At 71.6% G+C, this 20,625-nt stretch carries 11 protein-coding genes; 4 read left to right on the plus strand and 7 right to left on the minus strand.

Annotated features, from left to right (window positions below; genetic code table 11):
• Window position 1: 1 nt before the first annotated feature.
• The 3 genes from fdhF to ACFW6B_RS38200 all read right to left on the minus strand — a co-directional run bounded on the left by fdhF (window position 2) and on the right by ACFW6B_RS38200 (window position 5,072).
• Window positions 2-2,872, minus strand: a complete 2,871-nt coding sequence (gene fdhF / locus ACFW6B_RS38190; RefSeq protein ID WP_386603940.1) for a formate dehydrogenase subunit alpha — start codon at window positions 2,870-2,872, stop codon at window positions 2-4.
• On the minus strand, window positions 2,869-4,461 hold the full coding sequence (locus ACFW6B_RS38195) for a formate dehydrogenase beta subunit (RefSeq protein WP_386603961.1): 1,593 nt from the start codon (window positions 4,459-4,461) through the stop codon (window positions 2,869-2,871). The genes fdhF and ACFW6B_RS38195 overlap by 4 nt, the downstream gene beginning before the upstream one ends.
• Before the next feature lie 131 nt (window positions 4,462-4,592).
• Complete coding sequence (locus ACFW6B_RS38200; protein WP_386603942.1) at window positions 4,593-5,072, minus strand: NAD(P)H-dependent oxidoreductase subunit E; 480 nt, start codon at window positions 5,070-5,072, stop codon at window positions 4,593-4,595.
• Window positions 5,073-5,391: 319 nt separating this feature from the next.
• On the opposite strand from ACFW6B_RS38200, the gene ACFW6B_RS38205 reads away from it, so the two are divergent.
• Entirely contained in the window at window positions 5,392-6,081 is a 690-nt protein-coding gene (locus ACFW6B_RS38205; protein ID WP_386603944.1) for a GntR family transcriptional regulator, read from the plus strand.
• Between the two features lie 47 nt (window positions 6,082-6,128).
• Here ACFW6B_RS38205 and ACFW6B_RS38210 read toward each other — a convergent pair whose 3' ends face one another.
• Together ACFW6B_RS38210 and ACFW6B_RS38215 are read right to left on the minus strand one after the other, a co-directional pair.
• A complete protein-coding gene (locus ACFW6B_RS38210) occupies window positions 6,129-6,953 on the minus strand; it encodes an acyl-CoA dehydrogenase family protein (protein ID WP_386603946.1) in 825 nt (274 codons plus the stop codon).
• Between the two features lie 381 nt (window positions 6,954-7,334).
• Complete coding sequence (locus ACFW6B_RS38215; protein WP_386603948.1) at window positions 7,335-13,094, minus strand: AAA domain-containing protein; 5,760 nt, start codon at window positions 13,092-13,094, stop codon at window positions 7,335-7,337.
• A 481-nt stretch (window positions 13,095-13,575) separates the two neighbouring features.
• Here ACFW6B_RS38215 and ACFW6B_RS38220 point away from each other — a divergent pair, with 481 nt between their 5' ends.
• Complete coding sequence (locus tag ACFW6B_RS38220) at window positions 13,576-14,457, plus strand: ABC transporter substrate-binding protein (protein WP_386603950.1); 882 nt, start codon at window positions 13,576-13,578, stop codon at window positions 14,455-14,457.
• A gap of 54 nt (window positions 14,458-14,511) precedes the next feature.
• Here ACFW6B_RS38220 and ACFW6B_RS38225 read toward each other — a convergent pair whose 3' ends face one another.
• Entirely contained in the window at window positions 14,512-17,298 is a 2,787-nt protein-coding gene (locus ACFW6B_RS38225; RefSeq protein ID WP_386603953.1) for a SpoIIE family protein phosphatase, read from the minus strand.
• 108 nt (window positions 17,299-17,406) lie between these two features.
• Window positions 17,407-18,153, minus strand: coding sequence for an SGNH/GDSL hydrolase family protein (locus ACFW6B_RS38230; protein WP_386603964.1), 747 nt, complete (start codon window positions 18,151-18,153; stop codon window positions 17,407-17,409).
• A 312-nt stretch (window positions 18,154-18,465) separates the two neighbouring features.
• Here ACFW6B_RS38230 and ACFW6B_RS38235 point away from each other — a divergent pair, with 312 nt between their 5' ends.
• Both ACFW6B_RS38235 and ACFW6B_RS38240 read left to right on the plus strand, forming a co-directional pair.
• A complete protein-coding gene (locus tag ACFW6B_RS38235; RefSeq protein ID WP_386603955.1) occupies window positions 18,466-19,170 on the plus strand; it encodes a 2'-5' RNA ligase family protein in 705 nt (234 codons plus the stop codon).
• Window positions 19,171-19,248: 78 nt separating this feature from the next.
• Window positions 19,249-20,472, plus strand: a complete 1,224-nt coding sequence (locus tag ACFW6B_RS38240) for an Ig-like domain-containing protein (RefSeq protein ID WP_386603957.1) — start codon at window positions 19,249-19,251, stop codon at window positions 20,470-20,472.
• Window positions 20,473-20,625 lie beyond the last annotated feature (153 nt).

Below are 20,625 nucleotides of genomic sequence, written 5' to 3' on the forward strand. Positions count from 1 at the left end.
CTCAGTCCACCACCGTGAGGACGTCGTCGGCGGCCCGCTCGGGTGTCTCGTCCCCGGCCCGTCCGGACCGCTCGTCCCGGACCCGCTCGGGTTTCCTCCCGTCGTGCACGAGCGGACGGGCGAGCCCGACCTGCACGGCGGTCACCTTGTACTCCGGGCAGTTGGTCGCCCAGTCCGAGTTCTCCGTGGTCACCACGTTGGCGCCGGTCACGGGGTGGTGGAACGTGGTGTAGACGACGCCGGCCGGCATCCGGTCGGAGATCTCCGCCCGCAGGGTCGTGCGCCCGACGCGGCTGGCCAGCGTCACCAGCGCGCCGTCGGTGATGCCCCGGACCTCGGCGTCGTGCGGGTGCAGCTCCAGGACGTCCTCGGGATGCCAGGCGACGTTGCCCGTACGCCGGGTCTGCGCGCCGACGTTGTACTGGCTGAGGATGCGCCCGGTGGTGAGCACCAGCGGGAAGCGCCGGGTGCTGCGCTCGTTGGTCGGCACGTACGCGGTGACGACGAACCGGCCCTTGCCGCGCACGAACTCGTCGACGTGCATCACCGGTGTCCCCTCGGGAGCGGAGGCGTTGCACGGCCACTGCACGCTGCCCAGCTTGTCGAGCAGGCCGAAGGACACGCCGGTGAACGTCGGGGTGACGGCGGCGATCTCGTCCATGATCGCGGCCGGACGGTCGTACGCCATCGGGTAGCCCATGGCGGTGGCGATCTCGCACACGATCTGCCACTCGTGCCTGCCCGTCCTCGGCTTCGTCACGGCGCGCACCCGGTTGATCCGGCGCTCGGCGTTGGTGAACGTGCCGTCCTTCTCCAGGAAGGAGGCCCCGGGCAGGAAGACGTGCGCGAACTTGGCGGTCTCGTTGAGGAACAGGTCCTGCACGACGACGAGTTCCATGGCTTCGAGCGCGGCGGCGACGTGCTGGAGGTTGGGGTCGGACTGCGCGATGTCCTCGCCGTGCACGAACAGTCCGCGGAACGTGCCGTCGATCGCGGCGTCGAACATGTTGGGGATGCGCAGTCCGGGTTCGGCGAGGAGCGTGCCTCCCCACAGGTTCTCGAACACCTCGCGCACGGCGTCGTCGGACACGTGGCGGTAGCCGGGCAGTTCGTGCGGGAAGGAGCCCATGTCGCAGGAGCCCTGGACGTTGTTCTGCCCGCGCAGGGGGTTGACCCCGACGCCGTCGCGGCCGATGTTGCCGCACGCCATCGCGAGGTTGGCCATGGCCATGACCATGGTCGAGCCCTGGCTGTGCTCGGTGACGCCGAGGCCGTAGTAGACGGCGCCGTTGGGCGCGGTCGCGTACAGCCGTGCGGCGGCGCGCAGTTGACCGGCGGGGACCCCGCTGATCGGCTCGGTGGCCTCCGGACTGTTCTCGGGCCGGGCCACGAACTCCGCCCAGGCGTCGAAGCCTTCGCACCGGCTGTCCACGAAGGAACGGTCGACGAGACCCTCGGTGACGACCACGTGGGCCATGGCGTTGACGACGGCGACATTGGTGCCGGGCCGGAGCTGGAGGTGGTGCGCGGCCTCGATGTGCGGGGAGCGCACCAGGTCGATGCGGCGGGGGTCGACGACGACGAGCTTCGCGCCCTCGCGCAGGCGCCGCTTCATCCGGGAGGCGAACACCGGGTGTCCGTCGGTGGGGTTGGCCCCGATCACCATGATGACGTCGGCCTGGGCCACCGAGCGGAAGTCCTGGGTGCCGGCCGACTCGCCGAAGGTCTGCTTGAGCCCGTACCCGGTCGGGGAGTGGCAGACGCGGGCGCAGGTGTCCACGTTGTTGTTGCCGAACGCGGCCCGCACCATCTTCTGGACGACGTACACCTCTTCGTTGGTGCACCGCGACGAGGAGATCGCGCCGATCGAACCCCGCCCGTGGCGGCGCTGAATGTCCCGCATCCGCCGGGCGACCGTGCCGATGGCCTCGTCCCAGCCGACCTCGCGCCAGGGGTCGGTGATCCTGTCGCGGACCATGGGTGTGAGGACCCGGTCGGGGTGGGTGGCGTAGCCGAAGGCGAACCGGCCCTTCACACAGGAGTGGCCCTCGTTGGCGCCGCCGTCCTTGTACGGCACCATGCGGACGAGTTCGTCGCCGCGCAGCTCGGCCTTGAAGGAACAGCCGACACCGCAGTACGCGCAGGTGGTGACCACCGACCGGGTCGGCATGCCGAGTTCGACCACCGACTTCTCCTGGAGCGTGGAGGTCGGGCAGGCCTGGACGCAGGCCCCGCAGGAGACGCACTCGGAGTCCATGAACGTCTCGGCGGCGCCGGGCGAGACCTTGGAGTCGAAGCCGCGTCCCTCGATGGTGAGCGCGAAGGTGCCCTGGACCTCGCCGCAGGCGCGCACGCAGCGGGAGCAGGCGATGCACTTGGCGGGGTCGAAGTCGAAGTACGGGTTGGAGGTGTCCTTCTCGGCGTCGAGGTGGTTCTCGCCCTCGTAGCCGTAGCGCACCTGCCGCAGGCCCACCGCGCCCGCCATGTCCTGGAGTTCGCAGTCGCCGTTGGCGGGACAGGTCAGGCAGTCGAGCGGGTGGTCGGAGATGTACAGCTCCATGACGCCCTGGCGGAGCTTCTCCACCTTCGGCGTCTGGGTCCTGACGGTCATCCCGTCCGCCACCGGGGTGGTGCAGGAGGCCGGGGTGCCGCGTCGGCCGTCGATCTCCACCACGCACAGCCGGCAGGAGCCGAAGGGCTCCAGGCTGTCGGTGGCGCACAGTCTGGGGACGTCGACGCCGGCGAGCGCGGCGGCGCGCATCACCGAGGTGCCTTCGGGGACGGTCACCGCCAGCCCGTCGACCTCCAGCGACACCGTGGCCTCGCCGGGGCGTTCCGGGGTTCCGAAGTCGGGTTCCTTGAGCAGTGTCATGTCGTTCCCTCCCCCCTCGCGCCGCCGGTCCGCCGGGAGTCGGCCCCCGGGTCGGATCCGCGGGCGAGGAAGTCGTCGGGGAAGTGGGTGAGGGCGCTGCGTACGGGCATCGGCGTGAGCCCGCCCATCGCGCACAGCGAACCGTCGGTCATCAGCTCGCACAGGTCTTCCAGGAGCGCCAGGTTCTCGTCCCGGTCCCGGCCGGCCGTGATCCTGTCGATGACCTCGACGCCGCGTACCGAACCGACCCTGCACGGTGTGCACTTGCCGCAGGACTCGGCGGCGCAGAACTCCATCGCGAAGCGGGCCTGGGCGGCCATGTCGACGGTGTCGTCGAAGACGACGACGCCTCCGTGGCCGACCATCGCCCCGGCCTCCGCGAACGCCTCGTAGTCCATCGGCAGATCGAACATCGACGTGGGGAGGTAGGCGCCGAGGGGTCCGCCGACCTGAGCCGTGCGCACCGGGCGTCCGGAGAACGTACCGCCGCCGAAGTCCTCGACCAGTTCGCGCAGGGTGACGCCGAACGCGGTCTCGACGATGCCGCCGCGCGCGATGTTGCCGCCGAGCTGGAAGACCTGGGTGCCGCGGGAGCGTTCGACACCGAGGTCGGCGTAGGCGCGCGCGCCGGAGGCGAGCACGACGGGGACCGTCGCGAGGGTGAGCACGTTGTTCACCACGGTCGGTCTGCCGAACAGGCCCTCGACCGCCGGGATCGGGGGTTTGGCGCGGACCGTGCCGCGCCTGCCCTCCAGGCTCTCCAGCATGGAGGTCTCCTCGCCGCAGATGTACGCGCCGCCGCCGACGCGCACGTGCAGGTCGAAGTCGAGTCCGGAGCCGAGGACGTCCTCGCCGAGCCAGCCGTGTTCGCGGGCGACGCCGATCGCGGCCCGCATGGTGGCGACCGCGTCCGGGTACTCGGAGCGGATGTAGAGGTAGCCCTCGCTCGCCCCGACCGCGTGCGCCGCGATGGTCATGCCCTCGATGAGCACGAACGGGTCGCCCTCCATGACCATCCGGTCGGCGAAGGTGCCGCTGTCGCCCTCGTCGGCGTTGCAGCAGACGAACTTGAGCCCGTCCGCGCAGTCGAGGACGGTCTTCCATTTGACGCCGGCCGGGAAGCCCGCGCCGCCCCTGCCGCGCAGGCCGGAGGCGGTGACCTCGGCGACCACGTCCGCGGGCTCTCGCTCCAGTGCGGCGCGCAGTCCCGCGAGGCCGCCGTGCGCCACGTAGTCGTCCGGGGACAGCGGGTCGGTGACGCCGACCCGGGCGAAGGTGACCCTGTTCTGCCGTGCCAGCCAGGGGAGTCGGTCCACGAGGCCGAGCCGCAGGGGATGGCCGGCGCCGTCGAGCATGCCGGAGGCGAGCAGGTCCTCGACGTCGGACGGGGCGACGGGCCCGTATCCGACGCGGCCCCGCGGGGTCACCACCTCGACCAGGGGTTCCAGCCAGAGCATGCCGCGTGAGCCGTTGCGTACGACGTCGAGGGGGAAGCCGCCTCGTACGGCGGCCTGTCGCAGGGCGTCCGCGACGTCGTCCGCGCCGACGGACCGGGCCGCCGAGTCGCGGGGGACGTAGACGGTGGCCACGGGGCGTGCGGCACCTCTGACGTCGGCGTCGCCGTCGGCCTTGGCGTTGATATCGGTGTCGCCGTCGGCCTTGGCGTTGATATCGGTGTCGGTGTCGGCCTTGGCGTTGGCGCCGGTGTCGGTGTCGGTGTTCACGAGGAGACCGTCCCGTCCAGGATCGAGCCCAGCCGGGCCGGTCCGACGCGTCCGTACAGCCGGCCGTTCGCCTCCACCGACGGGCCCAGGGCACAGTTGCCGAGGCAGAAGACCTGCTCGACGGTGACGGCCCCGTCCGCGCTCGTCTCCCCGAGCGCCGGCCCGGCCGCGCGCGCGTGGGCCACCAGCCCCTCGGCGCCGAGCGCCTGGCAGGCCTCGCCCCGGCAGATGCGCACGGTGGTGCGTCCGGCCGGTTCCGCGCGGAAGTCGTGGTAGAAGGTCACCACTCCGTGGACGTCCGCCCGGGAGAGGTTGAACTCGTCGGCGAGCACCGCGACCGCCTCCCGCGGCACGTGCCCCAACTCGGCCTGTACGGCGTGCAGTACGGGCAGGAGCGCGCCGCGCTCGTCCCGGTGGGCGGCGGCCGCCCTGCGGACCACGCCCTCGACCGTCATCCCGTTCACGCTGGCCGTCATGATCGCTCCGCCTTCCGTCGTACGGTCCCCGGCGTTGCCTGCGGAGACAGTACCCCATACAGGCTTCTGTATACAGAACTCAATCGAAGCAACCTCCTTCAGCAGGAAGGGAATTGACGGCTGCGAGCGAGGGCGAGGGGCTCGCGCGGCTCGACGCCTCCCGCGGCGGCACCCCAGCCGACCTGGGATCATTTCCCGGCAACTCACCATCTTGCATACGAAAACCTGTATGCTGTCGCAGCCGTCGGCAACCCTTTCGGCGGCCACCTCTTGGCAGAGCCGTCGGCCCCGCGGGGCCCGTCGGCGGAACGGGGCTCCCATGCGTGAGGCACTCACGGCCGCCGCGACCCGGCGCGTCACCCGCCCGGCACCGCTCCGCCAGGCGGTGTACGACGCCCTGACCGAGCTGATCGTCAACGGCTCGCTCAAGCCCGGCCAGCACCTCGTCGAGGCCGAGCTCGCCGAGCACCTCGGGGTCAGCCGCCAGCCCGTACGGGAAGCCCTGCAGCGGCTCCAGACGGACGGCTGGGTCGACCTGCGCCCCGCCCAGGGGGCTTTCGTCCACTCCCCCACCGAGGAGGAGGCCGCCCAACTCCTCGGTGTGCGCGCGGTCCTGGAGACCTACTCGGCCCAGCTCGCCGCCCAGAACGCGAAGCCCGAGGACGTCGAGCGGCTCTGGGAGCTGCACCAGGAGGGCGTCGACGCCCTCGCCGCGAGCGACATCGAACGGCTGGTCGCGGCCAACACCGGGCTGCACGCCTTCGTCACCTCGATCGCCGGCAACGCCGTACTGGCCGAACTGATCGCGGGCGTCGGCCAGAAGGTGCGCTGGTACTACACGCCGATCGCGCGGCCCCGCGGCAAGGAAGCCTGGAACGAACACGCCCAGCTCATCAGGGCCATCGCCAAGGGCGACTCCGACCGCGCCGGCGAGGTCATGCGCAAGCACACCGAGCGCACCACCGGCTTCTACCGCAAGCAGCTCGCCGCGGGGACGAACCAGGGCTGACCGCGGGGTCTCGCGCACGGGACTCATCACGCGCACCGCCCGCCGGGTCACGCGGCGGGGGCGGGCCGGAGCTCCCCGCCCTCCGGCCCGAGGGTGTCAGGAGCAGGCCGGGGCCCTTCACCCCCGGGCCCGGCGACGGACCCGAGGAGTGCGCCACCGGCGGCGGCCCCCAGTTCCAGCAGCCACGGCCGCACACGGCGCAGCAGGACGCCGAGCCCTCCGCCGTCCCGCCCGAGCATCACGTCGGCGGGAACGAGCACCGGGTCCGCGCACAGGGTGGAGGTCCCGCTGCCCCCGGGCCCTCCCCCGCCGGGCCGGGCGGGGACGAACAGCTCCGGGGCCTGCGCCGGAACGACCCACAGCGTCAGACCGTCCGGCCCGGAGAGCGGCCGGGAGGACCAGAGGTAGCTGTCGGCCTCGCCCGCCGCGACCACCTGGCACTTGCGGCCCCGCAGTGCGACCACGTCGGCGAAACGGGCGGCGGCCGAGGAGGGCCTTCCGTACGGCTTCCCGCACAGACCCTCGTCCGGACCCTCGTCCAGCGCGAGGCTCACGAGGTGCCGCCCGGCGGCGATCTCCTCGCGCGCCCAGGAACCACCGCAGGACTCGATGGCGGCGACCGCCGCGAAGTGGGACGTGAGCACGGCGGCGGTCGCCGGGCAGACGCGCGCGGTCCGCGCGACCACGTCGACGGCCTCCGGCAGCCCGAGCCCACCACCGCCGAGATCCGGGGAGACCGTGAGGCCGAGCAGCCCGGCACGGCCCAACGCCGACACGGCGTCCCGGGGGAACCTGCCTTCCCGGACGGCCGGTCCGGCCGCGGGCGCCACGGCTTCGGCCAGAACGGCGGAAAGAGCGGTGCGGTAGGACACGGGGTGCCCCTTCCTCGCGTACAGCCTCCCGTGAGAACTGCATACAGTATGCAGCTCGTTCGTGAGACACACCATAGAGATGCGGAGAAGAATCCGGGAGGACCGCCGCCCGGCCTCCGTCTCCGGCGCGTGCTGACCGGTCGTCAGGCAGCTGACGGCGTCGTCGGTGACGGCACCGCCCGCGTCGCGCACGGCGTGCCGCCCCCTGTCCGGAGACCCGTGCACCGATCCATGGGAAATCCGGTCGCAGGCGGCACCTTCCACCGGATGCCCGCGCCGGAGGACCCGAGTGCCACCCCGACGCCCGGCGGCACCCTCGGCCCGAGGCCGACGGTTCGTTCAGCCACCCGCACCGGACGAACCGCCAGGCCCGCTCGACGTTCAGTCCTCGATGAACCGGACCGTAACGCTCAGCCTCCGTCCGATGCCGCTGACATAGCCGACCTCGTCTCCGACTTCCTTCCACATCAGCGCCTCCCCCAACGCGGAGTACGGGCTCAGCTTCTCGCCCTCCCCGCCCGGCAGCAGGGCCGGCTCATAGACCGTGATGCCGTCCTCGTACTCGTCCTCCACTCCCACGAGGCATCCCGGAGTGACCCGGGCGCCACCGGTGAACGAGGGATCGGGCACCACCTGATCGAGCACGGCCCTCAGGAACGTCTGACGGTTCCTCAATGTCTCGCGCCGCTTCTCGTGCTCGGCGATCTGCCCTTTGCGCGAGGACGAATCGACGGCGACGACCTCGGGGTCGGGCAGGTTCAGCGCGTCCTGCACCCGGTCCAGCTCACGCCTGACCCGCCGGTAGGCGTTGGCCGAGAGCCGGTCGGTCCTGATGCGGGGTATGGCGGGATCGACGGGGCGGTGCGGCGCCTTGGCCTGGTCGCGGATCACGGCCTGCGCCTTCTTGTGAGACAGGCCCCTCTCTCCACCGGTCGCCTTCGGACTCACCCCGGATGCAGGCTCGGGACGCGCCTCGGCAGTCGCCCCGGGACTCGCCTTCGAACGCAGCAACTCCGTCGTACAGCCATGCTTCAGCGCCGTCCTGGAGGACGGGGCGTGGTAACGCACCAGCGCCCACTGCCGGCCGTCGACCAGAACCGGAACGTCGACCCGGCCGATCGCCGACCGGAACATGGCCTGGACCTCGTCATGGCCCAGCCGCAGCACAGGCTTCCCGTCACGCACAAGCTCGACCGCATCGACGTCGGGGCGTCCCAGGGCGCCCGCCGCCGCAAGGAACCGGGCCGAACCCGCGGCGCGTTCGCCTGTTCCCAAGGGCACGGTGCGGCGCAGGCTGAACGCGTACTGGGCCGCGTTCACCTCGTCCCGGTGCAGCCAAGCGGCGGAGACGAAGCGCGAGGGATCGGACGTCCATCGTTGCCCGGCATCGTCCGAGCCCGATCCGTCGGCCGTGGCCGCCGAGGCGGCACCAGGTTCGGAGGCGGCGACACCGGCGGTCGGCCCGGGCTCCTCCGTGTCCGTCGGCGCCTTGGAGGTCTCCGGCGTCACCAGGACCTCCTCGGCCCGCGCAGCGGACCGGGGGGACGGAATCAACCCGGCCCCGGACCGCGGCCCCCGCGCCGCGTCCGGCTTCGGCTCCGGGCTCTCGTCGTCCCCACGAGAGGCGGCACGGACCGCGCTCCGCTCCGCGGTCTCGATGCCGAGCCGTTCCAACGCGGCCCACAAGGGCTCGAGCGCCTGCTCCGGGTCCAGGAAGAACCGGCTTCCTCGAATGCGGACGAAGGTCCAGCCCACCCTCTCCAGTTCCCGCTGACGCGCCGCGTCGGCCTCGGCGTTCTCCTCCGTGTGGAAGGCGTCGCCATCGCACTCCACCGCGAGCCGCTTCGTTCCGCCCTCGACCACCAGGTCGATGCGGTAGCGGCCGGCGGGGTACTGCGGGCGAACTCGGTAGCCTCGTTCACGCAGCGCCAGGTAGACGCGCTGCTCGAAGAGGCTGTCGAAGGCGTCGTGGGGCTCGTCCGGTCCGACCTCGCCCGCCACCGCTCCGTCCTGCTCCTCCGCGGGCCTGGAGAACCAGTCGAGGTAGCGACGGCGCAGATCCGTCTCGCCGAGCTCGGTCAGCGTCACGCTGTGGAAGAGCCAGACCTGGTCGCGGGCGCGGGAGGCGGCGACGTTGATGTGCTGCTGGGCCAGCGTGCTGCTGTAGGGACCGATGCGGCGATGGCCTTCCGCACCGGTGAGCGAGGCCACCAGGCTGATGAAGACGACGTCCCTCTCGTCGCCCTGGAACTCTTCCGCGTTGCCGACGCGCAGCCGGCGCCGCTGCCTCTCGTCCAACGGAATCCGGTCGGCGAGCAGGTCCTCGATGAGGAACTTCTGCCCGGCGCCGAGCAGGGTGATCACACCCATGGTGCGACCCGCGTAGGCGGGATCACCGATGCACTCGGCGACCACGTCCACGACCCGCTCGGCCTCGCGCCGGTTGACCTGCTTCTGCCCGGTGCCCTCCACGTAGCCGTCGGCGACATGAACCGAGCGCAGAGGCCGCAGCCGGTCGGCACCGTACTGGCGCAAGGGCTGGAGCCTGCCCCCGTAGCAGAGCGCGTTCGAGAAACCGATGATCTCCGGCATGCACCGGAAGTGTTCCTGCAGCATCAGTCTGCCGCGCCCGCCCGCAAGGCCCGAGGCGATGTCGAAGAGGCTCGCGGTGGGCGTGAACAGATAGCGGCGGGCCGCGGGAAGTCCGCCGAGCATGCGCTTCTGCAGCGAGAAGAGTTCGTCGTGGTCGATGCCCACGTTCGCCGGGCTGACCTGCTGGTCGTCGCCCACTACGATGATCTTGGAGCCGAGCCAGGCGAGCAGCAGCGCCTCGGGGCCCGACTGGCTGGCTTCGTCGATGATCACGACGTCGAAGCGGCCCGGCCGGTCCATCGGAACGGTCTCGGTCACCTGGTGGAGCGGCATGATCCAGGCGGGCACGGCTTCCTGGCTCTCCTGCAGGCTCTCACGGGCCTGCCTCCGGTAGACCGGGGCGTACTTGCCGGTGCCTTTGCCGAGCTTGCGCACGTTCTGCTGATACGAGGTGAGGGCCACGGCCTGGTCGTCGGTCAGCCTGGACAGGCAGCTGTACCAGGCCTTGTCGGCCGCGAGGCGTTCGAGGCTGATGCGGATCTCCGCGTCCGCCTCGGCGAGCCGACGCATCTGGGTGGCTTCGGATTCGGGGTCGGTGAGCTCGCGCATGCGCCGGTTCCAGGCAGACCAGGCCCATGCCCGCTCGTAGTCGGACAGCCGGCGGTCCCACACGGCGTCTTCCGCGGTCGCCTCCAGCGCGTCCGCGAGGTCGGGCAGCTCCGCGGCGGCCACCGTGTATGCCGCGTCGCACTCCTGCTTGCGCCGCAACGCCTCGCGCAGGTCGTCCAGTTCTGCGACCGCTGCGTCGTAGGCGGCGGTGTCCTGCGCCTCGGCGGCGGCGCGTGCCCGGCCCACCGCGGGTGCCGCGCCGCGTCGGCGGGCCGCCGCTCCGAGCGCGTCGACCGTTCCGGCGATCCGCTCGCGATGCTCCCGGGCGGCGCGGCGGGTGGCACGGGCCCGCAGCAGGGTGCGCACGGTCCGGACGGTGTCGTCCGTGTGCCAGGACAGACCGGCGAGGCCGGGCACCGCGGCCACCGCCAGGACGTCCGTGAGCCGGTCGGCGAGGCGGGCCAGCGCGGTGAGGGTCACGAGGTCCTGACGGAGCCGTGCGACGCGCCGGGTGGGCACCGTCCAGGGGGCGGTCCCGCCGTCGTCCCATTCGCGCTCGATCTCCTGGAGGTGGCGTTCCAGCCGGACGCGGTCCAGGACGGCCGCTGCGGCGGACTCGGTCGCCACCGCCTGCCCGTCCACCCGCACCGCTTCCGGGAAGTCTCCGACGGCCTTGCGCAGTCTCGGCTTGAGGCCCAGCGGTCCGCGCAGCTTCTCGCCGGAGGCGAGTCCGTCGTACAACGTGCCGGCGAGACCGAGGGCCGTGGGAACGTCGTACGCTTCCAGGCCGCTGACGAGCACACCGCCGAGGGCGGCCACCGACGTCTGAGCCGCGTCGACGACCGCCGAGGTCCGCTCCAGACGGCTGCGCAGGTCGAAGTCACGTCCGGCCAGTACTTCCTCGCGCAGATGCGTCACCCAGGGCGTCGCATCGGCGGTCGTCGTGGCGAGATCTCCTGCAAGGCCGTCCAGTGCGACGGCGAGTCGCTCCTGCGCGTCGACGGAGAGTGCGGAGACCGCGTCGTCGAGCCGGGAGACCGCGTCATCCGTGCGGAGCGCCTCCAAGTCCGCGTCGGCGGCCCGGATCGCCGTCACCGCGTCGGCGAATCCATGTGCGGGGAGCAGGTCTGCCCGGTCGGGCAGGGCGGCGCTGGACCCGGCGGCGAGTGCCCTGGCGCGGGTGGTGAAGGCTCGGGAGGCGCGCCGCAGTTCCTCGAAGGCCGCCGCGCCGACCGTCGGAGTGTCTGCCGGTACGGAGCCGATCCAGCTCAGCCGGTCGCGTTCGGCATGGAGACGGGTGGCGATTGCCGCCAGCGTGCCTTCGTAGTCGCCGATGTCGGCCGGGTGCCGGTAGGTCTCCTGCTCGCGCAGCGCACGCAGGGTCTTCAGCGCTTCGGCCTGGACGGAGCGGGCGTTCGCCAGACGTTCCTCGTGCTCCTTGATGCGCCGGACGTAGGCCCGCCCGGAGAAGTCGCCCTGCCGGTCGAGGATCGCCTTGACCGACTGCTCCAGTTCCTGCTGGGCGGCACTGTCGTCGGTGCGGCTGACGCACAGTTCGCGAATGCTCTCGGGCAGTTTGTCCTTGAGGACCTTCAGCGCGCGTGCCGTATGGCTGGTGATCAGCACGCGCTGGCCGTGTGCCAGCAGATCGGTGACCAGATTGGCGATCGTGTGGGTCTTCCCCGTGCCGGGCGGCCCCTGGACGACCACCAGGTCCCGGTCCGTCAGCCGCTCGGCGATGGTGCGCTGCTCGTCGTTGGAGGGCAACGCGAAGTACAGCTCCCGATGGCGGCCGCGCCTCTCGTCGGCACCGGGGTCGTCCCGTTCGAGATCACCGAGACGTGTGTCCCCGCCCTCACCCGCGATGGCCCGCAGCAGAGGAGTGGGTTCGGCGCCCTGTTCCACGCGTGCCGCCACGCCGCGCAGTGCGTCCAGCATGCTGCGCCTGGTCCGCTCCCGCAGGATCAGCATGGGGGCGAATCCGACGACGGGAACCGCGGGATCGCCTGCCGGTCGGGGTCTCTCGGCGCCCCTCTCGTAGCGGCCCGCCTCGTGGGCGGCGATCACCCAGGCGTGGAGTGCCCGGTGCAAGGGCTCGGCCGCGTGCGGGTCGGTCGTGTATCCGGCCTCTTCGAGATCCTGCTGGACAAGAGCCCGGGTGTGCGCGCGAGCCTTCTGGTCGGCGTCGAGCATGGACTCCTCGAGCACCGGTGCGCCGTTGTCGGGGTCCGGGCCGACGGTGACGGCCCCCGTGACCGCGTCGACGGCGATGACCGCCCGGCAGGTGACGAGATGGCGGCGGACCGGCTCACCCGAAGCCGACCACGCCAAATAGCCGAATCCGACGACGAGTTCGTAGCTCTCGCCGAGGTCGGTGGTGTCCTCGTGGATGCGATACAGCTGGTCGTAGGCTCGCACGGCCGGCTTCACCGCGCGATCCCGCTCGGCCCAGCGCAGCCACTCGGCGGCCCAGGCCCGGTGCTGGGCGAGAACCTCGTCGCGGAGCCGGAAGTCACCGAGGGCGACGGTGACGACGCCGTGCTCGACACCGCCCCCCGTCGACACGGTGGAAACGGGCAGTTCGGCCTCGGTCGTGGGCTCGGGCGCCTCGTTCCGTCCGGAATCCCGTATCTCGCCGCTGTCCAGCCAATGCGCGAGGGGATTCGGTGGGCTGGGCGGATCCTGGCGGACGGGACGGTCGGCCCTCAGCCAGAGCGGCGCCTCGCCGGACACGCTGTCCGTCAGGAACGACGCGAATGCGTCAGGCAGGTCCGAGAACCACATCCGGTGGCGCGCGTCGTCGTGGCTGCGTACCGGCTTGGTGCGGCTCTCGCCGACTTCCGCCAGATAGCGGAAGATCTGCCGAACGACGTCTTCGGGCGCGGGGGCTCCGGAGGGGACGGCGGAAGCGGCGGGGACTGCCACGGTGACCTCGCTCACCTGATGAGACCAATCAGTGAAGAAATTGCGCTCATCCTATGCACGCCTGCTGATATCGAAGACCGGCAGGTCAGGTCTCTTCAAAATCCCCCTCCATGAAGCGATCAAGTCCCTATAATCGCGCTCCGCAACCACCCGTTCCGGCATCAAGCGGAACGCAGGAGCGCGCGGCGCCAGGATGCGGCAGCACGCAGGAGAGCACGCGGCGCCAGGGCGCGGCAGCGGACGGACCTCAGCCCGACGTCGGCGCCGGACACCATCGACGCCGAACGCGCACGACGGCCACGCGGCTCCCGGGGTGCGGCACGGCTGGGAAACGACGGGGGCCGGGAAACGGCTCGCGCTTCCGGCCGGCCGCCGTGACACCGCCGGAGGACCGGCGGTCCGCCCCACGCCAGGAGTCCTCCCACATGACTCCAGCGGTCGGACGGCCCGGTGTGATTTATGGTGACTCAAGGAGTACGCCCCTACCGGAGGTGCAATGATGCGCTCCGCGGCAGCGATCGCCTCTCTGGCTGTCGGCGTGGCGCTCATCGTCGCGACACCGGCTTGTGACCAGGGCGGCTCGGAGTCGCCGAAGGCCCAGTACGGGGACTGCGAGGTCTCGGGACACCGCGGGGAGTTCCACCTGTCGCCCAGGACGGCGGGCGCCCTCACGGTCAAGACGACCCTGCCCGCGCCCGGCTGGTGGAACGGCGACACGCCGGACGCCGTCAAGAGCGGCTACGAGTACTGCATGGCGGCCAACATCGCCTACCGGTCCGGACTCGACCGGCTGGAGGTGGAGAACGCGCCCTTCCCTGAGGTCGTGTCCGGGAAGAGCAAGGACTTCGACCTGGCCCTGGCACAGATCACGATCACCCCCGAACGGAGCAAGGTCGCCGAGTTCTCCCCGCCCTACCTCTCCTCGACCCTGGGGGTGCTGATCAGGGACGGCGAGAAGATCAACCAGGAGAACATCCGTGACGTCCGCATCGGAGTGGCCGAGGGCACCACGGGCGAGGAGTTCGTCAAGGACCGCCTCAAACCGACCAAGCCCGTCACCGCCTTCGCCAACGACCCGGAGATGATCGAGGCCCTGGAGAAGGGGCGGATCGACGCGGTCGTCCACGACACGACGATCCTGCTGGCGTACCCCCAGAAGCGGGAGAGCGGGGTGCACCTCATCGGGCAGTACAGGACCGACCAGGGTTACGGCGCCCTGTACCCGGAGGGAACGCCCAACAAGGAGGAGCTGGACCGGGTCATCAAGCAGCTGATCGACGACGGGACGCTCGCCAAGCTGTCGGCCGTCTACCTCGGTGCCGCCTTCGGCCAGGACCCGGCCAAGATCCCCTACCTCAGCGTCGACGCCGCCTCCTGAACGCCCCGGACCGCCGCACCCCGAGGCGTGCGGCGGTCCCGGTCCCGCCCCGCTTCACAGCTCCAGGTCCGCCAGCAGGAGACCGCTCAGATCCCCTGCGGATCCGGCGTCGAGCGCCTGCTCGGCCCAGATGATCTTGCCTCGGTCGGTGTACCGGGTCCCCCAGCGGCGGGACATCTGCGCGACGAGGAACAGACCTCGGCCCCCCTCGTCGGTGAGGGTCGCGCGGCGCAGGTGCGGGGAGGTGCTGGTGCCGTCGGCGACCTCGCAGATCAGGCTGTCGCGGTCGCGCAGCAGCCGCAGGCTGATGGGGCTCCCTCCGTACCGGATGGCGTTCGTGACCAGTTCGCTGAGGATCAGCTCCATGGTGAAGGCGGCTTCCCCGAGCCCCCAGGACTCCAGCATGCGGGTGGCCTCGGCGCGGATCCGGGAAACGGCCGCGGGGTCGTCGGGCACGTCCCACTCCCCGACCTGCCCCGGGTCGAGCAGCCGGGTGCGTGCGACGAGCAGGGCGACGTCGTCGCTCCCCCGGGTGGGCAGCATCGCGTCGAGCACCACCCGGCAGGTGTCGCCCGGGGTGTCGCCGTCGGTCCCGGCGAGCGCGTCCCTCAGCATGCCGAGCCCGACGTCGATGTCACGGCCGCGGGCCTCGACGAGGCCGTCGGTGTAGAGGACGAGCCGGCTGTCGGCGGCCAGCCGGAGCTCGGCCGTCTCGACCGGCAGCCCCCCTCCCACGCCGAGCGGCGGGGCGACGGGGATGTCGGGGAAGGTCACGGAGCCGTCGGGGGAGACGAGCGCCGGACCGGGGTGCCCGGCCCGGGCGAGGACGCACCGCCCGGAGACCGGATCGTAGACCGCGTACAGACAGGTGGCGCCGGTGACCGTCTCGGTGTCGCCCTCGGCCGCCGCGTCCTGGTCGATCCGGGCGACCAGGTCGTCCAGGTGCCCGAGAAGCTCGTCCGGAGGCAGGTCCAGGGCGGCGAAGTTGTGCACCGCGGTCCTCAGGCGGCCCATCGTCGCGGCGGCGAGCAGACCGTGTCCGACGACGTCGCCGACCACCAGGGCCACCCGGGCGCCCGGCAGCGGGATGACGTCGTACCAGTCGCCGCCCACCCCCGCCTGGGCGGGCAGGTACCGGTGCCCGACCTCCAGGGCGGACAGGTCGGGGAGCACGCCGGGCAGCAGGCTGCGCTGGAGGGTGACGGCCGTGATGTGCTCGCGGGTGTAGCGGCGCGCGTTGTCGATGCACACGGCCGCCCGGGCGGCGAGCTCCTCGGCCGGGGACAGGTCGTCCGGCTCGAAGGGGGCCTGCTCCGAGCGCCAGAACTCCACGACCCCCAGCAGCTGGCCCCGCGCCCGGAGCGGCACCGTGACCATGGAGTGGATGCCGTACTCGACGACCTTCCGGGCCCGCTCCGGGTCCTGGGTCCGCCATCCCTCGGCCGTGGCGAGGTCCGCCACCAGGACCGGCCTGCCGGTGTTCATGCCGACGGCCACGGGGTTGTCGGGCACATAGCGCATGCGCGTCCCCACGGGACGGAGGGGCGCGTCGTCCCGGATGCCCTGGACCGCGACGCGGTGCATCTCCGTGCCGTCCTCCGTCGGCTCACCGCCGCGCAGTACGGGCTCCACCAGCTCGATGGTGGCGAAGTCGGCGAAGCGCGGGACCGCCACCTCGGTCAGCTCCTCGGCGGTGCGCTTCACGTCGAGGGTGGTGCCGATCCGCGTACTGGCCTCGTAGAGCAGTTGCAGGCGCCCGCCCGCCACGTCCGCCCGGCCCGCGAGGGCGCGCAGCTCCGTGGTGTCCCGCAGGGTGGCCACGCTGCCCCCCTTGGCGCCCACCGGCCGCACGTTGACCGCGAGCAGGACGTCCCCGGCCAGGAAGACCTGGTCCGTGGTCTCCAGTCCCGATCCCAGCAGCACCGCCAGGGCCGGGCTCAGCCCGAGGCCGGTGACCGCCTTGCCGTCGACGTCCGGCGGGAGGGCGAGCAGCCGTCGCGCCTCGTCGTTGACCAGCAGCAGCCGTCCGTCGCCGTCCAGGATGATCACGCCTTCACGGACCGCGTGCAGCACCGCGTCGTGGTGCTCGTACATACGGGTCATCTCCACCGGCCCCAGCCCCTGGGTCTGGCGCCGCAGCCGCCCGCTGACCAGTGCCGACCCGCCGGCGGCCAGCAGCAGCGCGACACCGCCCGCGGCGAAGAGCACCGGTAGCTGGTTCTGCACCGCGCTGGTCACCTTGTCCACCGTGACCCCGACGGTGACGAGGCCGACCGAGGCCCCCTTCTCGTCGAAGACGGCCACCGTCGAGTCGACCGCCTTCCCCAGACTGCTGTCGAACGTGGTCTGGTGGGGCTCGCCCCCGAGCGCCGCGCCGTAGGACTTGGAGACGTGCTTGCCGATCTGCTCCGGGTCCGGGTGGGTCCACCGGAAGCCGTACGGGCTCAGCGCCACGACGTAGTCGACGCCGGTCTTCTTGCGCACCACCTCGGCATGGGGCTGGAGCGCCGCCGTCGGGTCGTCGCTCTTCATCGCCGCCGCGGTGCCCGGGGCGTTCGCGAACGTCTCGGCCACCGCCAGTGACCGGTCGCCGGCCTCCTGCAGCGCGCGGTTGCGGTCATGGACCACGAGCACCACCAGGGCCGTGGCGATGAGCAGCAGGACGACCGTGAGCTGCAGCAGGAAGACCTGGCCGGCGACGGTGCGCGGAGTCAGCAGCGACCGCACACGCTTGCCGGCCGAACGGTGACGGGCTTTGGGGTCGTCTTCCCGCTGCCCGGCCTTCGGCGGCACGCGGTCGCCCCGCCGGCCTGTCGGGACATGTCGCCGAAATCTGCCCATTTCCTCAGTATCGGCGACCGGACGGGCGGACGCGGCTCAGGACAGGCCGGGGCTGGTCCGGTCGGGGCTGGTCAGGGGGCGAGCCGGAGCGACTCGCCCCCGGGGAGGTCAGCTGTTGGCGTTGAGGACGGGGTAGTAGCCACTGGCGTGGCCGGTGGCGGTGGGGTGGTACGACTCCCAGTTCGGCGAGACCACCAGGGAGTGCAGCCAGTCGTCGCTGGAGCACAGCTCATGGCCGCCGAACGTGGTGCGGACGTCCCCGAAGACGAAGCCGTGGGCGGCGGCACGAGCGGCGATGACGCCGTCGATGACGTCCGCGGCCTCGTTGATCTTGCTGTGCTTGGTGGCGCTCAGACCGACGCAGAAGACGTTGAGCGTATACATGCGCGGGTAGCCGAGAACGACCACCTTGGCGTTGGGCGCCTTGGCGCGGATGGCGGCGTAGGTGGCGTCCAGGCGGGCGGGGAGCGTGTTCCGGGCGTAGTTCTCGGCCGTGTTCACACGGTTGACGCAGGTGGCGTCCGATCCGGTCACGCAGGTCGTCATGACGTCCGCGAAGCCGGCGTCGTTGCCGCCGACGGTGAGGGAGACGAGGCCGGTGGAGGAGTTCAGGGGGGCGAGCTGGCTGTTCGTCACGTCCGTGGTGACCGCGCCCGAGCAGGAGGTGTCGGCGAACGAGGACGGTGCGTGGGCGTTCTTCCACAGGTAGGGGTAGGAACTGAGGCTGCGGTGGCAGCCTCCGCTCGAACTGTCGTAGTTCCCTGCGCCGTTGCCGGCCGAGTACGAGTCACCCAGCGCGACGTAGGCCGGTCCGGCGGCGTGCGCCGGACCGGTCAGCACCAGGCCGAACATCATCGCGAGACCGAAGGCGACAAGGGTGGATCTCAGTTTGACGCGTCTCACAGGACCTCCCTGAGCGGGAAAGCTGGCCCTCATTTGGTACAACCGGCAACCACTTTATGGAAGTGTTCATGTCAAAATTGTTTCCGTATTCAACATCACGTTTGACGTCGCGGAAACATGCGCGGGCGCCGGACCGGACACCCCCGCGGGCGGGCGGCTCCGTCACGCATCACGCCCGGGCCGTCGCGGCACACGCGGGGCGGCCACCGGAGACGGGACGCGCGGCACCCTGGAGGAGAAGGGGGCGACCGGAGAGGACGCGCGATGCGGACCAGCGGCGAGACCGGCCCCCGGAGAGAAGACGTCGGCCCTCTCGGCCCGCCGCCGACGGCCCGCACGGCGGTGGCCTGGATCCCGCCCGCGGAACTGTGGCCGCCGATCCAGGACGTCCGCCGGGATCACGATCCGCAGATCCACCGCTGGCCGCCGCACGTCAACGTGCTCTTCCCGTTCGTGCCCGAGTCCGACTTCGAGCGGGCCCTCCCCCTGCTCGCCGCGGCGACGGCCGAGGCACCGGCCTTCACCGCCCGGCTGGACGGGGTGCGGACCTTCCGACACAGGACGTACTCCACCGTGTGGCTCGATCCGGCGGCGGCCGGCGGGGCCCCGTGGGAGGACCTGCACCACGCGCTGCAGTGGCGGTTCCCGCTCTGCCGCGGGCCCGCCGAGGGCTTCACCCCGCACCTCTCCCTGGGCCGGACCGGGGATCCCCGGCGGGTCGGCGCCGACTGCGCCGCCCGGCTCGACGCCATGACGGCGACGGTCCGGGAACTCGTCCTGCTCTCACGCAGGGGGCACGGGCCGATGCGACCGCGGGCCACGATCGCCCTGCGCACGGGCGAGGTCCACAGGCTTCCCGCCTCCGACCCCGAAGCGCCCGGCCCGGAGGACACGGACTGGCTCTCCGGGGTCTCCGACCGCGACGTGAAACCCACCACAAACACCCCACAGAAGCGGACAAATAGATAAAAATGCTTTTTTGGAGCCGATTGGCCTATCGGTTGCCGGCTCCGGGGATTCACCGACCAGCGGCATGGGAGAAGTGGTTTGATCACGGCACGCAAGCGACGCATCGGGCTGACGGCCACGGCCGGCGCACTCGTACTCACGGCGCTCGGCGGCACCAGCTACGCGGCGACCGACGACACCGCCACTCCCCCGGCGACGCAGACACCGACGGGCCAGGCGGACGATCAGGACGCCTCCGACGCCCGCATAAGGATCGCGCCCGGGGACGGGGTCCACGGCGTCGCGACCGACGGCTCCGTGAAGGTCACCGTCGGCAACGGCAGGCTCACCAAGGTGACCATGACCGCCGTCGCGACCGGCACCGAGGTTCCGGGCACCCTGTCCGCGGACGGCACGTCCTGGGAGCCGAAGGGCCCGCTGAAGCAGGCCACCCGGTACCAGGTCGCCGCGGAGGCCGAGGACGCGAAGGGCCGCTCCGCGACCGAGAACGCCTCGATCTCCACGGTCTCCCCGGCCAACGACCTCCTCGGGCACGTCTCCCCCCAGAACGGCTCGACCGTCGGCGTGGGCATGCCGGTGAGCTTCACCTTCGACAAGGCGGTCGCCGACAAGGCCGCGGTGGAGTCGAAGATCCAGGTCAGCTCCAGCAGCGGCCAGCAGGTCGTCGGCCACTGGCTCAACGGCAGCCGTCTGGACTTCCGCCCCGAGAACTACTGGAAGCCCGGCTCCACCGTCACCGTCAAGGTCAGCGTCGACGGCGTCCAGAAGACGGTCACGTTCAAGATCGGCCGGAGCCAGATCAGCACCGTCGACGTGAAGACGAAGCAGATGACCGTCGTACGGGACGGCAAGAAGATCAAGACCATCCCGATCTCGGCCGGCAGCGCCGAGCACCCGACGTACAACGGCCGGATGGTCGTCTCCGAGAAGTTCCGGCACGTCCACATGAACGGTGCGACCGTCGGCCTCACGGAGAAGGACGGCAAGCCCTCGTACGACATCAAGGCCGTACCGCACGCCATGCGCCTCACCGATTCGGGCACGTTCATCCACGGCAACTACTGGGGCGCCGACTCGGTCTTCGGCAAGGTCAACACCAGCCACGGCTGCGTCGGCCTGAAGGACGTCAGGAACGCCGGCGACGGCAAGCAGCCCGCCGCGTGGTTCTTCGCCAACTCGATGATCGGCGACGTCGTGACCGTCAAGAACTCCGCGGACAAGACCACGGTGGCCCCGGACAACGGCTTCGGCGACTGGAACGTGCCGTGGAGCGAGTGGGTCTCGGGCGGCGCGTCCGGCTGACGCCACGTCACTCGCGCATCACCCTCGCGCGAACCCGGATCCCTTCCGCCGGGGCGGGGGGGGGGGGCCCCCCCCCCCCCCCCCCCCCCCCCCGCCCGGCCCCCCCCCCCCCCCCCCCCCCCCCCGCCCCCCCCCCCCCCCCCCCCACGAACA

It is taken from the genome of Streptomyces sp. NPDC058751, assembly GCF_042746485.1.
In the GTDB taxonomy this organism is placed as follows: domain Bacteria; phylum Actinomycetota; class Actinomycetes; order Streptomycetales; family Streptomycetaceae; genus Streptomyces.